22 protein-coding genes and 1 tRNA gene are annotated in these 20,458 nt (G+C 71.1%); 10 read left to right on the plus strand and 13 right to left on the minus strand.

What is annotated here, in order from left to right:
* Nucleotides 1-38: 38 nt before the first annotated feature.
* Nucleotides 39-530 (plus strand): HEAT repeat domain-containing protein, encoded by a 492-nt coding sequence (locus IEZ27_RS10770; protein ID WP_229823857.1) that lies wholly within the window; start codon nt 39-41, stop codon nt 528-530.
* Here IEZ27_RS10770 and IEZ27_RS10775 read toward each other — a convergent pair.
* Complete coding sequence (locus tag IEZ27_RS10775; RefSeq protein WP_189647069.1) at nt 514-1,200, minus strand: NUDIX hydrolase; 687 nt, start codon at nt 1,198-1,200, stop codon at nt 514-516. The genes IEZ27_RS10770 and IEZ27_RS10775 overlap by 17 nt on opposite strands.
* Nucleotides 1,201-1,248: 48 nt before the next feature.
* Entirely contained in the window at nt 1,249-1,971 is a 723-nt protein-coding gene (nth, locus tag IEZ27_RS10780) for an endonuclease III (protein WP_125644029.1), read from the minus strand.
* Between the two features lie 75 nt (nt 1,972-2,046).
* Between nth and IEZ27_RS10785 the strand changes: the two genes are divergently transcribed.
* Entirely contained in the window at nt 2,047-2,475 is a 429-nt protein-coding gene (locus IEZ27_RS10785; protein WP_125644031.1) for a hypothetical protein, read from the plus strand.
* 133 nt (nt 2,476-2,608) lie between these two features.
* On the plus strand, nt 2,609-3,289 hold the full coding sequence (locus tag IEZ27_RS10790; RefSeq protein WP_125644033.1) for a Crp/Fnr family transcriptional regulator: 681 nt from the start codon (nt 2,609-2,611) through the stop codon (nt 3,287-3,289).
* Here the strand turns inward: IEZ27_RS10790 and IEZ27_RS10795 are convergent.
* Genes IEZ27_RS10795 through IEZ27_RS10810 form a run of 4 tightly spaced genes read right to left on the minus strand, consistent with a single transcriptional unit; the run spans nt 3,271 to nt 5,534 of the window.
* On the minus strand, nt 3,271-4,059 hold the full coding sequence (locus tag IEZ27_RS10795) for an MBL fold metallo-hydrolase (RefSeq protein WP_189647070.1): 789 nt from the start codon (nt 4,057-4,059) through the stop codon (nt 3,271-3,273). The genes IEZ27_RS10790 and IEZ27_RS10795 overlap by 19 nt on opposite strands.
* Nucleotides 4,056-4,874 carry an NUDIX hydrolase gene (locus tag IEZ27_RS10800; protein ID WP_189647071.1) on the minus strand — a complete coding sequence of 273 codons (819 nt, stop codon included), beginning with the start codon at nt 4,872-4,874 and terminating at the stop codon, nt 4,056-4,058. The genes IEZ27_RS10795 and IEZ27_RS10800 overlap by 4 nt, the downstream gene beginning before the upstream one ends.
* Before the next feature lie 49 nt (nt 4,875-4,923).
* On the minus strand, nt 4,924-5,382 hold the full coding sequence (locus IEZ27_RS10805) for a RidA family protein (RefSeq protein ID WP_185845108.1): 459 nt from the start codon (nt 5,380-5,382) through the stop codon (nt 4,924-4,926).
* The gene (locus IEZ27_RS10810) at nt 5,379-5,534 is read right to left on the minus strand and encodes a DUF4177 domain-containing protein (RefSeq protein WP_157549052.1); all 156 of its coding nucleotides are present in this window, start codon (nt 5,532-5,534) and stop codon (nt 5,379-5,381) included. Before IEZ27_RS10810 ends, IEZ27_RS10805 begins: the two co-directional genes overlap by 4 nt.
* 133 nt (nt 5,535-5,667) lie before the next feature.
* On the opposite strand from IEZ27_RS10810, the gene IEZ27_RS10815 reads away from it, so the two are divergent.
* Together IEZ27_RS10815 and IEZ27_RS10820 are read left to right on the plus strand one after the other, a co-directional pair.
* Nucleotides 5,668-6,672 (plus strand): ArsA-related P-loop ATPase, encoded by a 1,005-nt coding sequence (locus IEZ27_RS10815; RefSeq protein ID WP_229823858.1) that lies wholly within the window; start codon nt 5,668-5,670, stop codon nt 6,670-6,672.
* Nucleotides 6,669-7,796: an ArsA family ATPase gene (locus IEZ27_RS10820; protein ID WP_189647072.1), complete on the plus strand. Its 1,128-nt coding sequence runs from the start codon at nt 6,669-6,671 to the stop codon at nt 7,794-7,796. Before IEZ27_RS10815 ends, IEZ27_RS10820 begins: the two co-directional genes overlap by 4 nt.
* 53 nt (nt 7,797-7,849) lie before the next feature.
* On the opposite strand, the gene IEZ27_RS10825 is transcribed toward IEZ27_RS10820, so the two are convergent.
* The gene (locus tag IEZ27_RS10825; protein ID WP_090771382.1) at nt 7,850-8,146 is read right to left on the minus strand and encodes a WhiB family transcriptional regulator; all 297 of its coding nucleotides are present in this window, start codon (nt 8,144-8,146) and stop codon (nt 7,850-7,852) included.
* 244 nt (nt 8,147-8,390) lie between these two features.
* Between IEZ27_RS10825 and IEZ27_RS10830 the strand changes: the two genes are divergently transcribed.
* A complete protein-coding gene (locus tag IEZ27_RS10830; protein ID WP_229823859.1) occupies nt 8,391-10,661 on the plus strand; it encodes a transglycosylase domain-containing protein in 2,271 nt (756 codons plus the stop codon).
* Nucleotides 10,662-10,941: 280 nt separating this feature from the next.
* On the opposite strand, the gene IEZ27_RS10835 is transcribed toward IEZ27_RS10830, so the two are convergent.
* Nucleotides 10,942-11,397 (minus strand): GatB/YqeY domain-containing protein, encoded by a 456-nt coding sequence (locus IEZ27_RS10835; RefSeq protein WP_189647074.1) that lies wholly within the window; start codon nt 11,395-11,397, stop codon nt 10,942-10,944.
* 89 nt (nt 11,398-11,486) lie between these two features.
* Here IEZ27_RS10835 and IEZ27_RS10840 point away from each other — a divergent pair, with 89 nt between their 5' ends.
* Together IEZ27_RS10840 and IEZ27_RS10845 are read left to right on the plus strand one after the other, a co-directional pair.
* Nucleotides 11,487-12,350, plus strand: coding sequence for a metallophosphoesterase (locus IEZ27_RS10840; protein WP_189647388.1), 864 nt, complete (start codon nt 11,487-11,489; stop codon nt 12,348-12,350).
* Nucleotides 12,351-12,414: 64 nt separating this feature from the next.
* Nucleotides 12,415-12,488: transfer RNA gene (locus IEZ27_RS10845), tRNA-Pro, on the plus strand.
* 510 nt (nt 12,489-12,998) lie between these two features.
* On the opposite strand, the gene IEZ27_RS10850 is transcribed toward IEZ27_RS10845, so the two are convergent.
* On the minus strand, nt 12,999-13,136 hold the full coding sequence (locus tag IEZ27_RS10850) for a hypothetical protein (RefSeq protein ID WP_189647075.1): 138 nt from the start codon (nt 13,134-13,136) through the stop codon (nt 12,999-13,001).
* 39 nt (nt 13,137-13,175) lie between these two features.
* Between IEZ27_RS10850 and IEZ27_RS10855 the strand changes: the two genes are divergently transcribed.
* Entirely contained in the window at nt 13,176-13,838 is a 663-nt protein-coding gene (locus tag IEZ27_RS10855) for a substrate-binding domain-containing protein (protein WP_189647076.1), read from the plus strand.
* 39 nt (nt 13,839-13,877) lie between these two features.
* Here IEZ27_RS10855 and IEZ27_RS10860 read toward each other — a convergent pair whose 3' ends face one another.
* Nucleotides 13,878-14,723: an SDR family oxidoreductase gene (locus IEZ27_RS10860; protein WP_189647077.1), complete on the minus strand. Its 846-nt coding sequence runs from the start codon at nt 14,721-14,723 to the stop codon at nt 13,878-13,880.
* 104 nt (nt 14,724-14,827) lie between these two features.
* Here IEZ27_RS10860 and IEZ27_RS10865 point away from each other — a divergent pair, with 104 nt between their 5' ends.
* Nucleotides 14,828-15,835, plus strand: coding sequence for a helix-turn-helix transcriptional regulator (locus tag IEZ27_RS10865; protein ID WP_189647078.1), 1,008 nt, complete (start codon nt 14,828-14,830; stop codon nt 15,833-15,835).
* A 38-nt stretch (nt 15,836-15,873) separates the two neighbouring features.
* On the opposite strand, the gene IEZ27_RS10870 is transcribed toward IEZ27_RS10865, so the two are convergent.
* From IEZ27_RS10870 to IEZ27_RS10880, 3 genes are read right to left on the minus strand one after another with little or no spacing between them, the layout of a single operon-like run.
* The gene (locus IEZ27_RS10870) at nt 15,874-18,993 is read right to left on the minus strand and encodes a S8 family serine peptidase (RefSeq protein ID WP_189647079.1); all 3,120 of its coding nucleotides are present in this window, start codon (nt 18,991-18,993) and stop codon (nt 15,874-15,876) included.
* Nucleotides 18,990-19,841: a hypothetical protein gene (locus IEZ27_RS10875; RefSeq protein ID WP_189647080.1), complete on the minus strand. Its 852-nt coding sequence runs from the start codon at nt 19,839-19,841 to the stop codon at nt 18,990-18,992. Before IEZ27_RS10875 ends, IEZ27_RS10870 begins: the two co-directional genes overlap by 4 nt.
* Nucleotides 19,838-20,389 (minus strand): RNA polymerase sigma factor, encoded by a 552-nt coding sequence (locus IEZ27_RS10880; protein ID WP_189647081.1) that lies wholly within the window; start codon nt 20,387-20,389, stop codon nt 19,838-19,840. Before IEZ27_RS10880 ends, IEZ27_RS10875 begins: the two co-directional genes overlap by 4 nt.
* Nucleotides 20,390-20,458: the final 69 nt, after the last annotated feature.

Raw genomic sequence — 20,458 nt, forward strand, 5'->3', positions numbered from 1 at the left:
TGGCTATCTTGGGCGCTATGCCTCCGGCCGAGGGAACAGTGCGCGATCTCATCCGGGCAGCCCTCAGCGACACCGACCCGGACGGCCCACTGCGCTGGCACGTGATCTGCCTGCTGCGCCAGCGGGCCGACCTTGAGTCGTTCATCGAGGCACGCCGCCTGTGCGCCGCGGACAACGTGGCCGAGCGCCTGCTCGGGGTGGACATCATGGGCATGCTCCGGCCGTTCGTGGACCGTACGCTGCCGGTGCTGCGCTACCTCGCGGCCAGCGAGGACGACGCCATGGTCCTGTACTCGATCCTGATCGCGTTCGGCCATCTGGCCGACCCACGTTCGCTGCCCTCGGTGATCGACCTGGCCTGTCACGACGACGCCAGAGTCAGGTACGGCGCCGCGTACGCGCTGCAGCACGTGCTCGGCGACCCGCCGGATCGGGCGGGCCTGGAGATGTTGCGCACCCTGGCCGCCGACGCCGACGCCGACGTGGCCGACTGGGCCTCGCTCGGCGTCTCGCTCAGGGCCGCGGAGTAACGATTCGAGGCGTCGGGGTGATCCGCTCGCGCAGGCCCATCCTGACGACCTCGGCCGGCAGGTCCTCGATCCGCGCGGGGTCCCACGGGCGTTCGAGGCCGCCCTCGCGCAGCACGGTGTCGAGCACCATCGCGGTGAACCCCCACACCAGCATGCCCCGTACGTGGAAGGCCGGACCGGCGAGCCCGCTGGGGTGCCGCAGCATGACCCGGTTGCCCGGGTCGACCAGCTCCACGATCGGCACCCGTTCGACGGACTCGACCTCGTCGGGCGAGGCGGCGTGCACCGCCGAGGGCGTGTGCCACCAGCCGAACACCGGCGTGACCCGGTTGTCGCTGTGGTCGAGGTAGAGCTCGGGCATGGTGCCGAGAACGCGTACGCCACGGGGGTCGACGCCGGTCTCCTCCTCCGCCTCGCGCAGGGCCGCGCCGACCGGGCCGCCGTCGCCTGGATCGACGCCGCCGCCGGGGAAGGCGGGCTGGCCGGCGTGCCGGCGACCGCGTGAGCTGCGCTGGATCAGCAGCACGTCGGGACCGAACGGCCCCTCGCCGAACAACATCAGCACCGCGGCCAGGCGCCCGCCGTCGGCCGGGGGCCGCAGGTAGCGGGGCACGGTGATCCCGGCGGCCTGCGCCGCCAGCCGTTCGAGCCAGTCGGGCACTTCTGTCACGCCAACCTCCAACACGGTACGGCCCCGTTCACTTCCCGCGCGTGGCGCTCAGGAGAAGGGACCGGGCCTGACCAGCTTCTCCGCCTCCGCCTCGCCCGTGGGCCCGGTGCCGAAGGAGGGGCACAGGCTCGCCAGCGGGCACACGCCGCAGGCCGGACGGCGGGCGTGGCAGATGCGGCGGCCGTGCCAGATCACCCGGTGGGAGAAGATCGTCCACTCGCGTCGGGGCAGCAGCTCGGCCACGACGTGCTCGATCTTGACGGGGTCGGTCTCCTCGGTCCAGCCGAAGCGGCGCACGAGCCTCTGGAAGTGGGTGTCGACGGTCAGCCCAGGCACGCCGAACGCGTTGCCGAGCACCACGTTCGCGGTCTTGCGGCCCACGCCGGGCAGCGTGACCAGGTCCTTGAGCCGGCCGGGCACCTCGCCGCGGTAGCGCTCGCACACGGCCTGGGCCATGCCGATGATGCTGTTGGTCTTGGCGCGGAAGAAGCCGGTCGAGCGGATGATGTCTTCCATCTCGGCCCGGTCGGCGGCGGCGTAGTCCTCGACCGTGGGGTATTTGGCGAACAGGGTGGGAGTCACCATGTTCACCCGCTTGTCGGTGCACTGGGCCGAGAGGATGGTGGCGACCAGGAGCTCCAGCGGGTTGCGGAAGTCGAGCTCACAGTGGGCGTCGGGGTAGGTCTCGGCGAGGATGCGGTTCATCTTGCGCGCCCGCCGTACCAGTGCGAGCTGGGTCTCCGGCTTGCGGCCCGCCGCGTTCGTGGCCATGCCGCAAGACTATGGGAACGGTTGAACCTTCTCCGCCTCGTTCGCGTACAACCTGGCGCGTGGAGGGCGGCGATCATGGGCGATCAGCACAAGGGCGAGACACTGACCGAGTTCGTACGCGCGGGCGGCCCGTTGAGCGGCGCCGCGCTGCACCGGCTGGCGCTGGGCAGCGCCGCGGCCATGGCCAGGATGCACGCCCATGGCGTGACCGGCCTGCGGCTCACCCCGGACAACGTCGCGCTCGGCACGCGCGGCCAGGTGCTGGTGGGCGTTCAGGGCTCGCCCGGCCGCGGTGGCCCGGCGGGTGACGTACGGGACTGGGCCGAGCTGGTGAGGTACGCGAGCGGCCCCGGCACGCTGCCGCATCCGCTGCGCGGAGTGGTCGAGCGCTGCCGCCGTCCCGAGCCGGCCGCCCGCCCTTCGGCGGCCCATGTCGTACGCGTCCTGCTGGACCACACGATGGCGACGGCGGTCGCCTCAGTGGACGACCTCCTGCGGAAGTAAGCAGGTCACCCGATTTGTTCATACACTTCAGTGCGCCACACACCAGGGCATACCCCACCTAATGCGGGCATTCCCATAGCCTGTGTGTGCCGCCCGGAGTGGGGTGAGTCACAATGGCAGCAGAGGAGGCAGAGTGAACACCGAAGATGTGCTGGGCAAGGCCCCCCTGTTCGCCGCGCTCGACCGCGAGAGCGCCGCGGCGCTGCGTACGAGCATCACCGAGGTCCAGCTGTCCAAGGGGCAGACCCTCTTCCACGAGAACGAGACCGGCGACCGGCTCTACGTCGTGCTCGAAGGCAAGATCAAGCTCTCCCGCACCTCGCCCGACGGCCGCGAGAACCTGTTGAGCGTGCTCGGCCCGAGCGAGATGTTCGGCGAGTTGTCCCTGTTCGACCCGCGCCCGCGCACGGCCACCGCGACCGCGCTGACCGACGTGCGCCTGGCCGGGCTGGGCCACGACGACCTGCGCCCGTGGCTGACCGGCCGCCCCGAGGTGGCGCTGCACCTGCTGCGCGCCCTGGCCCAGCGGCTGCGCCGGACCAACGACGTGCTGGCCGACCTGGTCTTCACCGACGTGCCCGGACGGGTCGCCAAGCAGCTCCTCGACCTGGCCGAGCGGTTCGGCACCAAGACCGACGACGGCATGCGCGTGCACCACGACCTCACCCAGGAGGAGCTGGCCCAGCTCGTCGGGGCCTCGCGCGAGACGGTGAACAAGGCCCTGGCCGACTTCGCCCAGCGCGGCTGGCTGCGCATCGAGGCCAAGGCCGTGGTCATCCTCGACATGGACCGGCTCTACAACCGCTCCAGGTAGTCGAGCTGGGCCCGCACGGACACCTCCGCGGCGGGCCAGAGCGACCTGTCGACGCCGGCGTACACGTCCTCGACGATCTCGCGCGGCGTGCGCGCGCCCCGCGCCCGCGCCGCCCTGATCTGGTCGAGGCGCTGCCGCCGGTGGGCGATGTAGGCGTCGAGGACCGCGATCGGGTCGGGCAGCACCGGGCCGTGGCCGGGCAGCAGCGCCCGCGCCCCCAGGCCCTCGGCCGCCGCCCTGAGCCGGTCGAGGCTGCGCAGGTAGTCGCCCAGGCCGCCGTCCTGGGCGATGATCGTGGTGCCCCTGCCCAGGATCGTGTCGCCGGTCAGCATGGCCCGGTCCTGCGGCAGCCAGAAGCAGAGCGAGTCGAACGAGTGGCCGGGCGTGCCGTACACGTGCAGCTCCAGGCCGTCCACGGTGATCACGTCCCCGTCGCCGAGCCCTTCGTCGCCCAGCCGGTGGCGTGGGTCGAGGGCGCGTACGGGGGCGCCGACCAGCTCGGCGAAGCGCTTGGCGCCGCCGCTGTGGTCGTGATGGCCGTGCGTGAGCAGGATCTGGGTGACCCGCCGCCCGCCCAGATGGTCGCGTACGCGGAGCAGATGAGCCTCGTCGTCGGGCCCGGGATCGACGACGACCGCGTCGCGGGTGCCGATGACCCAGGTGTTGGTGCCGTCCAGCGTCATGGCGGACGGGTTGGGCGCGAGCAGGTTCTCGGCGTGTTCGGTACGGGATCCGTCAGGCGTGTCGAGCGGGATGTGCAGGCCGCTCACGGCGTCATCAACCTCATCTCTCCCTCGACCTCCACGGCCTCCGGCAGGATGGCGGTGATGTGCCGCTCCTCGGCCAGCACGGAGGCCACGCTGTCGTGCCCGGCCAGCTCGTCGAGCGTGCGGTAGGTGGGCGGCATCAGGAAGATCTCTCCCCTGCGCGCCAGCTCGACCGCCTCGGCGGGCCGCCGCCACACCACGTGGTCGGCCTCGCCCCCGACGTCGCGCGTACGCTGCCCCTCGGGCAGCACCGCCACGAAGAACCGGGTGTCGAACCTGCGCTGCTCGATCACCGGCGTGATCCAGTGGGCCCACGGCTTGAGCAGGTCGGACCGGAGCACCAGGCCGCGCCCGGCCAGGAAGTCGGCGAAGGCCAGGCTCCGGTCGATCAGCGCCAGCCGGTCGGCCTCCCAGTCGTCGCCCGTCGTGTCCTCGACCACGCTGTCCGGCCCCGGCCCGGCCAGCAGCACCCCGGACTCCTCGAACGTCTCCCGCACGGCCGCGCACACCAGCCCGCGCGCGAGGTTCTCGTCGGCGTGGAAGACCTCGCCCCACTCCTTGGGCGACGGCCCGGCCCAGGCGACCGCCTGGTCGGTGTCACGGGGGTCGACCGAGCCGCCGGGGAAGACGTACGCGCCCGCCGCGAAGGCCATCGTGGACTTGCGCCTGAGCAGGTAGACCTCGGGCCCGCCACGCGGACCCGAGCCGCGCAGGATCACCACCGTGGCGGCGTCACGCGCCGGGACGGGTTCGACCCGCCCGGCGATGATCTCTCTGGCTCGCGCGGCGAGCTCGTCGGGAAGGGGAAGACCGGCCACCTGACCTCCTACTAGAACATCACTCGGTCATGGTGACACATCCCCGCGGTCAGGAGACCTCCGCGATCAGCTCCACTTCCACGGGAGCGTCCAGCGGCAGCGCGGCCACGCCCACGGCGCTGCGGGCGTGCTTGCCGGCGTCGCCGAACACCTCGGCCAGGAAGTCGCTGGCGCCGTTGGCCACCTGGGGCTGCTCGGTGAAGCTCGGCGCGCTGGCCACGAAGACCACGACCTTGACGATCCTGCGCACCCTGGACAGCTCGCCCAGCTCGGCCTTCAGCGCGGCCAGCGCGTTGAGCACGCAGATGCGGGCCTGCGCCTTGCCCTCGTCGACGCCGAGGTCGACGCCGAGCTTGCCGGTCTGGTGCAGCTTGCCCTCCAGCATGGGCACCTGGCCGGAGGTGTAGACGAGATCGCCGGTGCGCGCGGTCGGCACGTACGCGGCCAGCGGCGTCACGGGCTGGGGCAGCTCGAACCCGAGCTCGGCGATGCGTTCCTCGGGGGTCACGGCTTCTCCCGCTTGAAGTAGGCGACGAGCTGCTCGGGCGTGGCGCCCTGGACGATCTGGACCAGCTCCCAGCCGTCGGCCCCGAAGTTGTCGAGGATCATCTTCGTGTTGTGGATCAGCACCGGAGCGGTGAGGTACTCCCATTTCTTCATGGCATGACGATCTCATGGAAACCCGCCCCACGGCCTGTTACCCCACCCATCTGAGCGGCGGTGACCGCAATGTGAGCAATCTCAAACGGTGGCCGTCGGGTTTCGACAAGTAACCGTTCGGTAGCCTCGAAACGTGGACTCTCCGGACACGGAATGGGACGACGTGCGCCTGCACGTCGTCACCGGCAAGGGCGGCACCGGCAAGACGACCGTCGCCGCCGCCCTCGCCCTCGCGCTGGCCGCGGGCGGGCGCAAGGTGCTGCTCGTGGAGGTGGAGGGCAGGCAGGGCATCGCCCAGATCTTCGACCTGCCCCCGCTGCCCTACGAGGAGCGCAAGATCGCCGTGGCGCCCTCCGGCGGCGACGTGTACGCGCTGGCCATCGATCCCGAAGAGGCCATGCTCGAATACATGGAGATGTTCTACGGCATGCGCAGGGCCGGCCGCGCACTGACCAAGATGGGCATCGTCGACTTCGCCACCACCGTGGCCCCCGGCTTCCGCGACGTCCTGGTCACCGGCAAGACGACCGAGGCCGTACGCAGGCGGGGCAGGAACGGCCGCCGCGTCTACGACGCCGTCGTCCTCGACGCGCCGCCCACCGGCCGCATCGCCCGCTTCCTGAACGTCACCCAGGAGGTCGCCGGCCTGGCCAAGGTCGGGCCGATCAAGAACCACTCCGAACTGGTGAACGGCGTCGTGAAATCCAGGGAGACGATGGTCCACTTCGTGACCCTCCTGGAGGAGATGCCGGTGCAGGAGACCCTCGACGGGGTCGCCGAATTGCGTTCTGCCGGGCTCCCCCCAGGTTGCGTTTTCATCAACATGGTGCGTGAATCACTGCTTCCACAGGCCGCTCTTGACATGGCTGTCAAGGGCCGCTTCGACGTGGGCGAGCTCGCGCTCGGGCTCAAGGCCGCCGGGCTCGCCGACACCTCCGACGCCGCCGCCATGGCCGAGGCGCTCGCCGAGGAGGTCGTCGAGCACGCCCGCCGCACCGAGCTGGAGCGCGCCGAACGCGAGTCCCTGGCCGATGCCGGCCTGCCGCGCCTCGAGCTGCCGCTGCTGGCCGACGGCGTCGACCTGGCCGGCCTGTACGAGCTGGCCGACACCATCCGCACCCACCGGGGAGCAGCGTGAAGAAGCACATCCCCCTCGACATCGACGCGATCCTCGACGACAAGGGCACCAGGATCATCGTCTGCTGCGGCTCCGGCGGCGTCGGCAAGACCACGACCGCCGCGGCCCTCGGCCTGCGCGCCGCCGAACGCGGCCGGTGCGCGGTCGTGCTGACCGTCGACCCGGCGCGCCGCCTGGCCCAGTCGATGGGCCTGACCGAGCTGGACAACACGCCGCGCCTGGTCAGCTCGCCCGAGGGCGACGGCCAGCTCTTCGCCATGATGCTCGACATGAAGCGCACGTTCGACGAGATCATCGAGGCGCACGCCGATCCCGAGCGGGCCCGCCAGATCCTGTCGAACCCCTTCTACCAGTCGCTGTCCTCCAGCTTCTCGGGCACGCAGGAGTACATGGCGATGGAGAAGCTCGGCCAGCTCCGCCGCTCCGACGAGTGGGACCTGATCATCGTGGACACGCCGCCCTCGCGGTCGGCGCTGGACTTCCTCGACGCGCCGGAGCGGCTCGGCCGCTTCCTCGACGGACGGTTCATCCGGCTGCTGACCGCACCCGCCAAGGCGGGCGGACGCAGCGCGTTCCGGCTGCTCAACGCCGGTTTCGGGTTGATGGCCGGAGCGATGACCAAGTTGCTCGGCGCACAGGTGATCAAGGACCTGCAGACGTTCGTGTCCGCGCTGGACGCCGTGTTCGGCGGGTTCAGGCAGCGGGCCGAGATGACGTACAAGCTGTTGCAGGCGCCGGGCACGGCCTTCCTCGTCGTGGCCGCGCCGGAGCGCGACGCGATGCGGGAGGCCTCGTACTTCGTCGAACGGCTCGCCGAGGAGCGCATGCCCCTCGCCGGGCTGGTGGTGAACCGGGTGCACGTGTCGCCCGGCTCGGCGCTCTCAGCGGCACGCAGCGCCGCCGCGGCCGAGGACCTGGAGTCCAAGGGCGAACACGAGCTGACGGCCGCTGTGCTGCGGCTGCACACCGGCCGGATGCAGCTCGCCGCCCGCGAGAGCCGCGAGCAGGAGCATTTCGTCTCGGCTCATCCCACGGTGCCCATGGCACAGGTACGTGCGATGTCCGAGGACGTCCACGATCTGGCCGGACTTCGGCAGATCGGGAACTTGTTGGCGAGCGCGTAGAGAGAGCACGGCCGACGGGCGGCGCCGGCCGTGCTCTCCCGCCGCGGGCCAGGTCAGCCCGCGATCAGCTCATTGGTCCGTTCGTACTCTTCCTTCGCGGACTCGAGCAGGTCGCGCCACGAGTCCACGTCGGGCCGGCGCCTGAGCAGCGCACGTCGTTCGCGTTCGGTCATACCGCCCCACACCCCGAACTCGATGCGGTTGTCCAGCGCATCGGCGAGGCATTCGGTACGGACCGGGCACCCTCGACAGATCAACTTTGCCCTGTTCTGTGCGGCGCCCTGGACGAACAGCGCGTCCGGGTCCGCACCCTTACAGGCGGCACGGGAGGTCCAATCCGTGATCCACATTTTTCGACCCCACTCCCCTTAGGTGGTCAGTCGTCATTTGGGGCCGACGGGCGCGGGCGCCGAGCCTCCGTATTCAGTTGCCGCAGAGGAAGAACGTACGCAACTTCACGTTCGGGCCGACAGACCCCAGAGGACCAATTTCTCGCCGGACTGTTGACCGGGAATGACTAGTCACCCCTCCCAGTCAAGGCGAAATGGTGTCGTGTTACCGATAAGGACAGCGTTTCGACGTACCCTTGGGAGCGTGCAAGCGAAGGGCAAAGACCGCTCCCACCCGCTCCTCAGCGTCCTGCGTCTGATCATCGCCGGGACGGCGGCGGGTGTTCTGGCGGCAGCGGTGGCGCTGCCCGCGGTCGGTGGGGCCGGGGTCTCGGCCAAGACCGCCATGGACGGACTCGAACTCAAGCCTAGAGATCTCGACGAGCCTCCGTTGCCCGAACGCACGAAGCTGGTCGACGCCAACGGCAAGCAGATCGCCCAGTTCTACTACGAGAACCGGCAGTCCGTGACCCTCGACAAGGTCGCGCCCATCATGCAGAACGCGCTGATCGCGATCGAGGACTTCCGCTTCTTCGACCACGGCCCGATCGACGTCGAGGGCACCGCCCGCGCCCTGGTGAAGAACTTCACCGGCGGCGGCGTCATGCAGGGCGGCTCCTCGATCACGCAGCAGTACGTCAAGCAGGTGCTGGTCAACAAGGCGGAGACGCCCGAGGAGCAGCAGGCGGCCATCGCCCCGACGCTCTCCCGCAAGCTCCAGGAGCTGCGGTACGCCATGGCGATCGAGCAGAAGTACAGCAAGCAGCAGATCCTGGAGAAGTACCTCAACATCGCCTACTTCGGCGCCGGGGCGCACGGCGTCCAGGCGGCGGCCAGGCGCTTCTTCGACAAGCCCGCCTCCGAGCTCAGCCTCTGGGAGGCCGCCACGCTGGCCGGCGCCGTGCAGAACCCGGCGCGCACCGACCCCAACGTCGGCCCCGAGGCCCGCGAGCGGCTGCTCATGCGCCGCAACACCGTGCTCGACCGGATGGCCGAGATCGGCAAGATCACCTGGCCGCAGGCCACCGAGGCCAAGGCCAAGAAGCTCGGCTACAAGGACGTCAAGTTCCCCGGCGGCTGCGAGGCCAGCAAGGTCCCGTACTTCTGCCTCTACGTCCAGTACGAGATCCTCGGCAACGAGGACTTCGGCAAGAACCAGGACGAGCGCAGGAAGCTGCTCCAGCGCGGCGGCCTGACGATCAAGACCACGCTCGACCCCAAGATGCAGAAGGCCGCCGAGAAGGCCATCAAGAAGTACGTCAGCCCCAAGGACAAGCCGGTGGCCTCGCAGGCCATGGTCGTGCCCGGCACCGGCGAGATCAAGGCGATGGCGGCCTCGCGCAAGTTCGGCGGCAGCAAGAAGAAGAACGAGATGAGCTACAACATCGTCGCCGACGCCGAGCACGGCGGCGGACGCGGGTTGCAGCAGGGTTCGACGGCCAAGGCTTACACGCTGGCCACGGCGCTCGAAGAGGGCCTGAAGTACGAGGACGGCTTCCCGGCCCCGGCCGGGTTCACCGCGAGCGGCTACAACTCGTTCAAGAACTGCAAGGGCGAGAACGTCGGCGACCCGTCGCACACCGCGCACAACTCCAGCGAGGGCGGCGGCGGTTTCAAGACCCTGCAGTCCGGCACGTGGGGCTCGGTGAACACGTTCTTCCTCAAGCTGGAGCAGGACGTCGGGCTCTGCAAGGTCGTCAAGCTGGCCAAGCGCCTCGGCGTCAAGCGGGCCGACGGCGGCAAGCTGCGCGAGGTCGAGACGTTCACACTCGGCGTCAACGAGGTCGACCCGGTGACGATCGCCAACTCCTACGCGGTGTTCGCCTCGCGCGGCCAGTACTGCAAGCCGCTGGCCATCACCGAGATCAAGGACCGCAACGGCAACGCCAAGCAGTACAAGCCGAAGTGCTCGCAGGTCATGGAGGAGGAGGTCGCCGACGCGGTCAGCGGGATCCTCTCGGGCGTGTTCACCAAGGGCACGATGCGCGAGGTGGGCGGCATCGGACGGGACGCCGCGGGCAAGACCGGCACGACCGACGACTACATGTCCGCCTGGTTCGCCGGGTACACCCCGAACCTGGCCTCCGCCGTGAGCCTCGGCGACCCGCGCGGTGCCTCCACCCACAAGCTGATCGGGGTCACGATCGGCGGGAACTACTTCCCGTACGTGTACGGCGCGTCCATCTCCGGGCCCATCTGGAAGCAGGCGATGATGCAGGCGCTCAAGGGGGTGGAGCCGGCGGAGTTCACGCCGGTGGACCACTCGCGGTTCGGCGGCTGCTCCGACAAGTGCGCGCCCAAGCCCAAGAAGAAGAAGCACGACGACGAGCGGCGGGGAGGCGGCGACCCGTTCGAGGACTTCTTCGGCGACAACAACGACCAGGGCGACGGGCCTGGGCCCGACGACTCGCACGGGGACGGCCCCGGCGGCCAGGGCACCACCGGCCTCACCACCCCGGCCACCCGAGCCCGCTGACCCCGGCCTGCTGAGCTTGGCGTACTGACCTTCGGCGTGTCGTCCTTCGGCGTGTCGGCCCTCGCCCCGAGCGGGCGCGGGCCGTGCACGGCGGCCGCCTGGTGGCGCTACGCGGCTTCGGAGGGCCTATGCCCCGATTGCCCGCGTTTCGACGCGCAGGCCCTCCTGCGGCCCTTCCAGGCCCGTACGGCCACCCTCAGGACCGGCCCGCGTCCATGGCCCCGGGTGACCGGGTGTTGTGGCCCAGGGCCACCTGGCCCGCGTTGAGCGGGCGGCGGGCTCAGGCCGTCAGGCGGGCGCGTACGGCGGCGGCGACGCGGCCGCCCTCGGCCTTGCCCGCCACCTTGGGGTTGACCACCTTCATGACCTGCCCCATGGCCTGCGGTCCCGACGCGCCGGTCTCGGCCACGGCCGCGTCGACGATCTGGGCCAGCTCCTCGTCGGAGAGCTGCGCCGGCAGGTACTCCTCCAGCACCGCCTGCTCGTCCAGCTCCGCCTGGGCCTGCTCGGCGCGTCCCGCGTTCTGGAACGCCTCGGCGGCCTCGCGCCGCTTCTTGGCCTCCTTGGTCAGCACCTTGATGACCTCGTCATCGCTGAGCTGCCTGGCCTCCTTGCCCGCGACCTCCTCGACGTTGACGGCCGCCAGAGCCATCCGAATCGTCCGGAGACGGACCTCGTCCCGGCTCTTCATCGAGGCCGTGAGATCGGCCTTCAGCTTGTCCTTCATTGCGCTCATGCGGTCCATCTTGCCGTCTGCCGGGACGCCTCGTGCCCGTTGTCAGGCATCATGAGTACGTGAGGAAAGCCGTCGCAGTGCCCCTGTCCATGATCGGTCTCGGCCTGGCCGGGCTGGGCTACGCCTCCGTCGTGGAGCGCAACTGGTTCCGCCTGCGCCGCTTCGACGTGCCGGTGCTGGAGCGCGGTCAGCGTCCCGTCCGCGTGCTGCACCTGTCCGACCTGCACCTGACCCCCAGGCGCACCATGCTCATCAACTGGGTGCGCTCCCTGGGCGCTCTGGAGCCCGACCTCGTGGTCAACACCGGCGACTCGATCGCCCACCCGGAAGCGGTCCCCGCGCTCCTGCACGCCCTGGAGCCCCTGCTGTCCCGCCCCGGCCTGTTCGTCTACGGCTCCAACGACCTCTACGCCCCCCAGCCCAAGAACCCGGCCCGCTACCTCTGGCGTACGTCCAAGAACGACCGCCGCCAGCACATCCCCAACCTCCCCTGGGAGGAACTGGGCGCCGGCATGGCCGCCGAAGGCTGGCTGGACATGAACAACACCACCGCCCGCGTCAAGATCGGCGACCTCGACGTCGCGGTGGCGGGCATTCACGACTCCCACATCTCCCGCGACCGCTACGACCTGGTCGCCGGCCCGGCCCCCGCCGACGCCGACCTCCGCCTCGGCGTCATGCACTCCCCCGAGCCCCGCAACATGACCCGCTTCGCCGACGACGGCTACCAGCTCCTGCTCGCCGGCCACACCCACGGCGGCCAGCTCTGCATCCCGTTCTACGGCGCCCTGGTCACCAACTGCGGCATCGACCGTGCCCGGGTGAAGGGCCTGAACCGGCACGAGAGCGCCTGGCTGCACGTGTCCGCCGGCCTCGGCACCTCGCCGTACGCACCGGCCCGTTTCGCGTGCTTCCCGGAGGCGTCGTTGCTCACGCTGGTTCCGCGACGCTGAGACTGTCACGAGTACCCGCGAAGTCCGCTAGACTTTCTCAAGCACGCGCAAGACGGGCGTGCACCGGGGTGTAGCGCAGCTTGGCAGCGCGCTTCGTTCGGGACGAAGAGGTCGTGGGTTCAAATCCCGCCACCCCGACAGTATTGCCACAGGTAGAAGGCCGCTTCCGCAGATCGGAAGCGGCCTCTCTTGTTTCTTGAGCGATTGACTGCGTGACTACGCCTTCAGCGTCCTACGGGACCACGCATCGTCGGCAGCGCCCGGTTCACGCCGGGCCGTTGAGAGCATGCCGGGGCCAGGACGATGTGGGAGTCATCAGGGCTTTCGTCGACCGTGCTTGTGCGCGGCGATCGGCGTGGTCCACAAGGGCGAGCGGTGGTGTGGCGCCCTTGGGTGGTTCCTCGTACCCGTGCGCCGGCTTGAAGGGTTTCTGCAGGTCGTGTGGCATGGCCGGTGAGGCCGGGCGGGCGGCCGCGCTTCCGTGGCGGGCGCTTGAGTCGTCTGCCCCGGGTGCCACGGGCATCTACGGCACAACCGTGCTGCGTGTTCCACGCCGACCTGAGCTTGTGGTGGGCGGGCCGGGTGCCGCCCACCACTACGAAGGCCGGCCGGTGAAGAACGCCGGCCGGGCGGTCGTGCGGTTGGGGCTCAGGGGAGGAGTTGGGCGGCCTTGACCTGGTGGAGGTGGATGACCACGTCGAAGGAGCGTCCCAGAGCGGCCTGTACGGCCTGGGAGGGCGACCAGAACCCGCCGCCGATCAGGCGGGTGTTCCGGGCCTGCGACAACCACGCCTCTGGCCCATGTACGGCGGCCTCCAGGAGGGCATGCGACGGGCCAGGCCGGCCGCCGAGGGCATCACCGGCGTGTTGCGAGTGGGCATGATCCCGCACAACTCCCACGACCTGCGGCGCCACTGGGACACCTTCCGCGGCCGACATCCCGAGTGGAAGCTGCAGATCCGGATCTCCCCCTTCGCCGACCCGTTCGCCGGGTTGCGCCGCAGTGACATCGACGTCCTGGTCGCGTGGCTGCCCGTCGAAGAGCTCGACCTGATCACGGGGCCGGTCCTGTTCACGGACCCGCGCCTGCTGGCCGTGGCCACCGATCACGAACTCACCCGGCACACGACCGGCCTGCTGGAGATGCTCGCCGACTTCCCGCACGTGGACGCTCCGTCCAGACCCGGCTACTGGGCGGACGGTTTCCTCCCGTCCCGGACCCCGCGGGCCATCGGATCGAGCGCGGCCCCTCTGGCGCGAAACACCGAGGAGATCCTTTCCCTGGTCACCACCGGGGTGACCGTCAGCCTCGTCGCCCACCACATGCGGCGTTACTACCTCCAGCCCGACATCACCTACCTGCCTCTGCGGGACGACGATCCGCTGAAGTACGCGCTGGTGTGGTCGGCCGGGGCGGAGAACGACATGATCCGCGCCCTCGCGCAGACCGTCCGCGATCTCGGCCCCCTCGACCTGCTCAGTCTCTGAGGGGCCGGCGACTGCCTCTGAGGGACCGGCGACCGCGCGTCAGGCGGCGCCGAAGTCGCAGCGGTGGTCGGCGGCCCACTCCGCCAGGGTGCGGCCCGGCCGCCCGGTCACCGCCGTGACGGGACGCGGGACGTCGGGGACGGTGAGGGTGTCGTGCCAGTAGTCGAGCAACATCCTCATCACGGACTCGGGGATGAACTGCGCGGTCTCGGCGCGGAACTCCTCGGGCGTGATCTCCACCAGCGGGATCTCCCGTCCCAGGGCCTCGCCGATGATCGCCACCTGCTCGGCGCGGGTCAGGGCCTCCGGGCCGGTGAGCGGGATCGCCGTACCCAGGTGCTCGTCGGAGAGGAGGGTCTCGGCGGCGGCCTCGGCGACGTCGTACTCGTGGATGGGGGCCTGGGCCGAGGCCAGGTACGGCGCCCGGATCGGCGCGCCGGAGCGGATCTGCCAGGCCCAGGAGAGCAGGTTGCCGTCGAAGGTGCCGGGCCGCAGGATCGTCCAGGCATCGGTACGGTCCGTCACGGCGGCCTCGACCGCGCTGTGGTGAAGCTGGCTCGCCGAGCCGTGGTCACGCCGGAACTCCTTCGCGGCGGCCAGCGAGGACAACACGGTGAAACGGTGTACGCCGTGCGCGACGGCCGCGGTGACGAACGCCTCGACCCCCTCGGCGGGGAAGACGAAGGCACGATCGACACCGTCGAACACCCGCGACCCGAGCGTGGCGGCGTCGGCCAGGTCACCGGCGACGACCTCGACCCCGGCCGGCAGGCCGGCGTCCTCGGGCTTGCGGGTCAGCGCGCGTACGGTGGCGCCGCGGGCGAGCAGGGTCGTGACAAGGTGACGGCCGACGGCTCCGGTCGCGCCGGTGACAAGAATGATCAAAATACTCACCTCAGGGAATTCGATGCCGGTCTGTCCGGCTCGAACTCCAACCTAGGAGGGGTTTAGGGCAATTACTGTCCCTATTTCTCCTAGACTCAGCGACCATGTCGGAACAGACCACGACCGAGCGGGCGCTGCGCCTGCTGGAGCTGCTTCAGGCCCGCCGGTCCTGGAGCGGCGGCGAGCTCGCCGACCGACTCGGCGTCGACGGCCGCACCTTCCGGCGGGACGTGGAACGGCTGCGCAGCCTCGGCTATCACATCGAGGCACGTCGCGGCCCCGACGGCGGCTACCGGCTGTCCACGGGCAGCGACCTGCCGCCGCTGGTGTTCACCCCGGACGAGGCGCTCGCCGTGGCCGCCGCTCTCGCCTCCTCGGCCGCCAACGGCGCCGCCGGCGGGGGCGAGGTCGCGCTCACCGCCCTGGCCAAGATGGAACAGGTGATGCCCTCGGCGGTACGCCGGCGGGTACGCGCGGTGCGTTCCTCGGTCGCCCTGAGCGACACCCCGAACGCGATGGCCGGGGCGTATCCGACTCCGATGAACGCCGACGTGCTGGCGGTCCTGGCGCTGGCGTGCCGGGACGCGGAACAGGTCCGGCTGCGCGTGATGAACACCGAGGGCACCGACGCCGGACGGGAGTCCGCGCGCCACGTCGAGCCCGCCGCCCTGGTGCCCCGGGAGACCCGGTGGTTCCTCGTGTGCCGCGACCTCGACCATGGCTGGCGAGTGTTGCGCGTCGATCGGATCACGCGGGCGTCGGCGACGGGCGTGCGCTTCGAGCCGCAGGAGGTCCCCGGAGGCGACCCGGTCGCGTTCGTCACCAGCCGGCTCGGCGCTCCGCCCCGCGAACACACGGCGACGATCCTGATCCACGCCCCGATCGAACAGGTACAGGCGTACATGGGTGGGTTCGCCGCGGACTTCGCCCCGACGACCACCGCCACCGGCCAGGCGGCGACACATTGGCGCATCGCCGACGTACGCCTTGAGGTCCTGGCCGGTGGACTGCTCTGGGTGCGATGGCCCTTCGAGGTGGTCGACTCCCCCGAGCTCGCCGCCCTGCTGCGGGACCGGGCCGCGGCTTTCGCCCACGCCGCCGGCCCCCACTGAAGGTCCTGGCAAAGGGGCCGGCCGCCTCGAAGGGCCGGTCAGCTCACCGCGTACGCCCGGATGATCGTCTGCGTGAGGCGGCCGCCGGGGAGTGTCGCGCGCAGGGAGACGAATCCCGGCCCGCGCGGGTTGCGGATCAGGGCGGTCCAGCCCCGTACCGACCGGGTCACCGGGACGGGACGCCAGGTGCGGCCGTCGTCGGCGGACGCCTCCAGGCGCACCGGCGTCGCCGCCCCCGGCGGCGTGCCGGGCGGCCGTTCGACGGCCAGGGTCAGCGGGGTGCCGGAACCGGGGCGGGCGCGGTTGTGGTCGTCCAGGCCGGCTGGGGTGAGGCGGACCGCTGCCGGCGGCAGCGCACGCTCCTCACCGGTCCGCGCCGAACGGAACGTCCAGCGCGCCTCCACGGCGGTCGACAACGCGGAGTGAGGCACCTGGCGGCGTGCCGACACCTTGACCGTGTACGTGGCGGCCTCCGGCGGCACGACGGCTCGCAACACGCAGTCGCCGGGCCGCTCGGTCGCGCACCCCGCGAGATCGGTCTCGGCCAGTGTCCTGCCGCCGGTGGCGAGGGTGGCGGTACCGGTGGCGGCGTCGTCGGCGCCCCTGTGGCCGGCGACGCCGTCGGCGAACAGGTCGCCCACGGGAACGGTCAGTTCGTCGCCCGTACGGCTCGCGGCCGGAGCGGACGGGCCCGTCACGGCGGCGTTCCACACCTCTGTGGTGCTCCCCCGCACCAGCTGCGTGCCGTCGTCGGCCAGCACGGACGTGCCGACCTGGAGCGCGCTGTCCCAGACGAGCCCCGGCGTCCGGTAGTGGACGAGCGTGCCCGGGAGCCGCACGTCCTGGGCCGGGGACTCCATGAACACGGCCTTGTCCTCGGCGAACCTGGCGCCGAAGAACGGTGTGCCCGTCGCCGCCGTGGCCGAGGCCCGGTAGGTCGCCGTCACCTTGGCGAGATCCGCACGCCTGGCGGCGTAGGCGGGATCGTCCGGCAGGCCGTCGGCGTACGTCTTCACCAGGTCGTAGACGTACGGGCTCGGGGTGCGGGTCCGGCTGTCCCACAGGGTCCGCATCATGTAGCGCAGGCCCGGCGCGCGTGCCGGGACGACGAACGTCCCGAGGCCCGGCCGTTGCCACGAGGTGTACCCGTACTGCCAGACGCCGTCGGCGAGCCCGACGTCGACGAAGTCGCGCTGTGTGGCGTCCGGATCGTCCACGCTGAAGGCGGCTCGCCTGCCTTCGCGGGCGTCGATCGTCACCTGCCGGTCCGCGCCGAGGTCCAGCCGGAGGTGGGCCATGGTGGTGCCCGACGTGCCGTCCTCGATCTCGGTGTACAACCTCCATTCGCTCTTCGGCAGCCTGAGCCGGGCCACGCCGTCGGTGAAGCGGACGTCGCGGGTGTCGCCGGTCCGCGGGTCGTACAGCTGGGCGAAGGCGGCTTCGGCGGGTCCGCCGTTCCGGTCCACGGCCCTGATGGTCACGTCGTGGGACTCGGGCTCGACGAACGCGCCGGCGAGCGTACGGATCACCGTCGCGCCCGAGCGGGCGACGATCGTCCCTACGTGTTCGCCCGTCGCCCTGTCCTTGCCGTCGATCGTCACGGTGACCGCCGCCCGGCCCCCGGCGGGCACCCGGAGCTGCTGGGCGGAGAGCCGCAGCACGTCGCCGTCGGCGGTCAGGTCGAGGTCGACGGGCGTGTCACCGGCGTTCTCGTAGGTGACGGTCCCGGTGGTCACCCGCCCGTCCGGGCCGTCCCAGGGGAAGTACGCCCACAGACGATCCGGTACGGCGACGACCTGCTGGGCGAGCGCGCGCACGACGTCCACCCGCCCGGTCCCCTGCCGGTACGGCGTCACACCGGGCGTGGCCGCGGCGGCGCCGGTCAGCGCGGCCTTGAGCCGTTGCCCGGTCCAGTCCGGGTGCAGCTGGGCGAGGATCGCGGCGGCGCCCGCCACGTGCGGCGCCGCCATGGAGGTCCCGGACATCGCCACGTGCACGTCGTCCCCGGTCCCGCCCGCCTTCGCGGCCACGATCCCGACGCCGGGCGCGGTGATGTCCGGCTTGACCGCGTGGTCGCCCGTACGGGGTCCGCTGCCGGAGGAGACGGCGACCCCGTCCTGCCGGTCGACGGAACCGACGGTGAGCGCGGCGTCGGCGCTGCCGGGGCTGAAGACCTCGGTGCCGGCGTTGCCCGCGGCCACGACGAACAGCGTGCCCGTACGTTCCGACAACGTGTTCACCGCCTGCTCGACCGGGTCGAGGTCAAGGGTGTCGGGCGCGCCGAAGCTCAGGTTGACGATCTTGGCCTTGACCTCGGTGGCGGCCCACGTCATTCCGGCGAGGATGGCCGATTCCGTCAGGCCCAGCTCGGTGCCGACCTTGCCGACGGCGAGGCTCGCGCCGGGCGCGATCCCGCGGTAGTTCGCGTCGGCTCCTGCGATGATCGAGGCCACGTGGGTGCCGTGCCCGGTCCGGTCGCGGATGTCGGGGTCGTCGGTGAAGTTCCGTTCCTGGGTCACCACGCCTTTCAGGTCGGGATGGTCAGGGTCGTACCCGCTGTCCAGGACGGCCACCGTGACGCCCTTGCCCGTCATGCCCTGCTTCCACGCCTCGGTGGCGCCGATCTGCCGGGCACTCCGGTCGAGGGTGTACGAACGGCGGCCGTCCAGCCAGAGCTTGGTGGCGCCGGCCTCGATCGTGCGGGCGCCCGTCACCAGGTCCCGCCACGTCCGTACGGCGTCCGCCTTGGGCACGCGCATCGTGCTCATCCCCAGGCCGTCGGACTGCCGGGCCGTCCTCTCCGACGACTGGACGATCAGCGGGATGTCGGCCCGGTCGGCGTCGCCGTACCGCCACGCCAGCAGCTGGGTGACGTCGAACAGCCGCCGGTCCAACGTGTTCGCCGCGACCAGCGGCCGGGCGTCGGACGGGATCACGTACAGGTGCCCGTCCTGGACCTGGCGGGTGAACCCGACCCGCCTGCCCGGCCCCGGCAGCACACGGAATCCGCGGCCCGTGACCACGACCCGGTCACCGGTGATCAACGTGACGCCCGCCGCGTCCGGACCCTGCCCGAGGTCGGCCTGACCGCCCGGTACGGGCACGACGCCGACCGTCGTGGCCACCAGGGCGGCGGCCAGTGCCTTGTTCGCGATCACGGGCAGCCGGCCTTCGTCTTCAGGGTCCGTACCAGGTCGTCGGGCAGGTCCGAGTCGCTGACCTGGAGCGTCGCCTTGCCGGGCATCGTCAGGTAGCCGCCGACGACGTGCGCGGACTCGGGCACCGACGTCTTGGTCTCCGGCGGGGTGTCCTTGCCCTCCTTCGTCCAGAAGGCGGGACCGAGGACGTCGAACGACTGGACGTCCAGGCCGCGTGCCTTCAGCAGGCCGCGCACCTCGCTGACGGGCCTGTTGTGGAACGGCACGCAGTGCATGGGTTCGCCGGGCGAGTCGAAGCCGATGTTGATCTCGTACTCCTCGCCGGGGCGGGCCTGCCGCCCGAGGATGATCTCGGCCGAGCCCACGAAGTCCCGCCGCACCTTCATGCGGATCGGGCAGCCCTCCAGCCGCTCGCATCCGTCCTGTCTGATCACCTCGATCCCGTCCGGCTCGCTCGCGGTCGGGTCGAACGTCCCGACCTGGCTGGGCGGTGCGGGCAACATCCGCAGCGTGATGTCGAGTCCGGCCTCGCGCAACTGCCGCTGGTACGCCTCCGGATCGGCGAACACGTCCTTGACCTCGACGAGGTAGTAGCCGTCCTCGTCCTTGATGTCGAGGGCCGAGGCGGAGGCGGGCGCGAAGGCGAGGAAGGCGGCCAGGGACGCCGCGATGGCGCCCGCGGCGACCGGCAACACGAACAGGCCGCGCCGCCACCTCCCGCGTACGGGCAGGGCCGTAACCTGCTCTTCCTCCATGATCTGGTACATCGTCTCCCGCGCTCCGGCCGTCAGACCGGGCCCGGGCGCCGGTGCGAGACGCCTGACGACGTCGTCGACCTGTCGGTTCATGAGGTCTCCTTGGCGAGGCTGACGGCACGCGAGCCGTACCGGGCGAGGTCGGGGTCGTCGGCGGCGAGTTCGGCGGCCAGGCGCTTGCGGGCGCGGTGCAGCCGCTGACGTACGGCGATGCGCGAGCAGCCCAGCACCTGCGCCAGTTCGGCGTTGCCGAGCCCCTCCCACGCGACCAGCGACAACACCTCCCTGTCGTCGCCGGACAGCCGCATGAAGGCCGCGCGTGCCGTGTCCGGCACGAACTCGGCCGGGCCGTCGGTCCACTCCGCGAGTTCGGCGCGAAGGCGCTCGGTGAGCGCCTCCCTGCGCGACTCGCCGCGGCGGTGGTTGGCCAGGGTGCGCCGCGCCACGCCGTACAGCCAGAGCCGGGCGCGGTCGTCGGCGGGCACGTCGCCGAGCCGCCGCCACGCGGTGGTGAAGGTCTCGGCGATCACGTCCGCGGTGTCGTGGGGGTCGTCGGTACGACGCCGGACATAGCCGAAGACGGCCGCGTAGTGCTCGGTGTAGAGCTCCTCGAAGCGTTGCCTGGGGTTCGGGGGGCCCACGTGGTCGTCCCTTCCGTAGGGGTGTGTCACATCATGGAAGGTGTCCGGACGACTCCGAGCGTGACAGCC

Source organism: Nonomuraea spiralis, from assembly GCF_014648435.1.
GTDB classification, from domain to species: Bacteria; Actinomycetota; Actinomycetes; order Streptosporangiales; family Streptosporangiaceae; genus Nonomuraea; species Nonomuraea spiralis.

Bases quoted from the DNA above. Each gene is read 5' to 3' on its own strand.
- IEZ27_RS10875 (WP_189647080.1), bottom strand. From the start codon at position 19,841: ATGAACCGACAGGTCGACGACGTCGTCAGGCGTCTCGCACCGGCGCCC.
- IEZ27_RS10785 (WP_125644031.1), top strand. From the start codon at position 2,047: ATGGGCGATCAGCACAAGGGCGAGACACTGACCGAGTTCGTACGCGCG.
- IEZ27_RS10865 (WP_189647078.1), top strand. From the start codon at position 14,828: ATGTCGGAACAGACCACGACCGAGCGGGCGCTGCGCCTGCTGGAGCTG.
- IEZ27_RS10825 (WP_090771382.1), bottom strand. From the start codon at position 8,146: ATGTGGATCACGGATTGGACCTCCCGTGCCGCCTGTAAGGGTGCGGAC.
- IEZ27_RS10810 (WP_157549052.1), bottom strand. From the start codon at position 5,534: ATGAAGAAATGGGAGTACCTCACCGCTCCGGTGCTGATCCACAACACG.
- IEZ27_RS10840 (WP_189647388.1), top strand. From the start codon at position 11,487: ATGATCGGTCTCGGCCTGGCCGGGCTGGGCTACGCCTCCGTCGTGGAG.
- nth (WP_125644029.1), bottom strand. From the start codon at position 1,971: ATGGCCACGAACGCGGCGGGCCGCAAGCCGGAGACCCAGCTCGCACTG.
- IEZ27_RS10835 (WP_189647074.1), bottom strand. From the start codon at position 11,397: ATGAGCGCAATGAAGGACAAGCTGAAGGCCGATCTCACGGCCTCGATG.
- IEZ27_RS10855 (WP_189647076.1), top strand. From the start codon at position 13,176: ATGCGACGGGCCAGGCCGGCCGCCGAGGGCATCACCGGCGTGTTGCGA.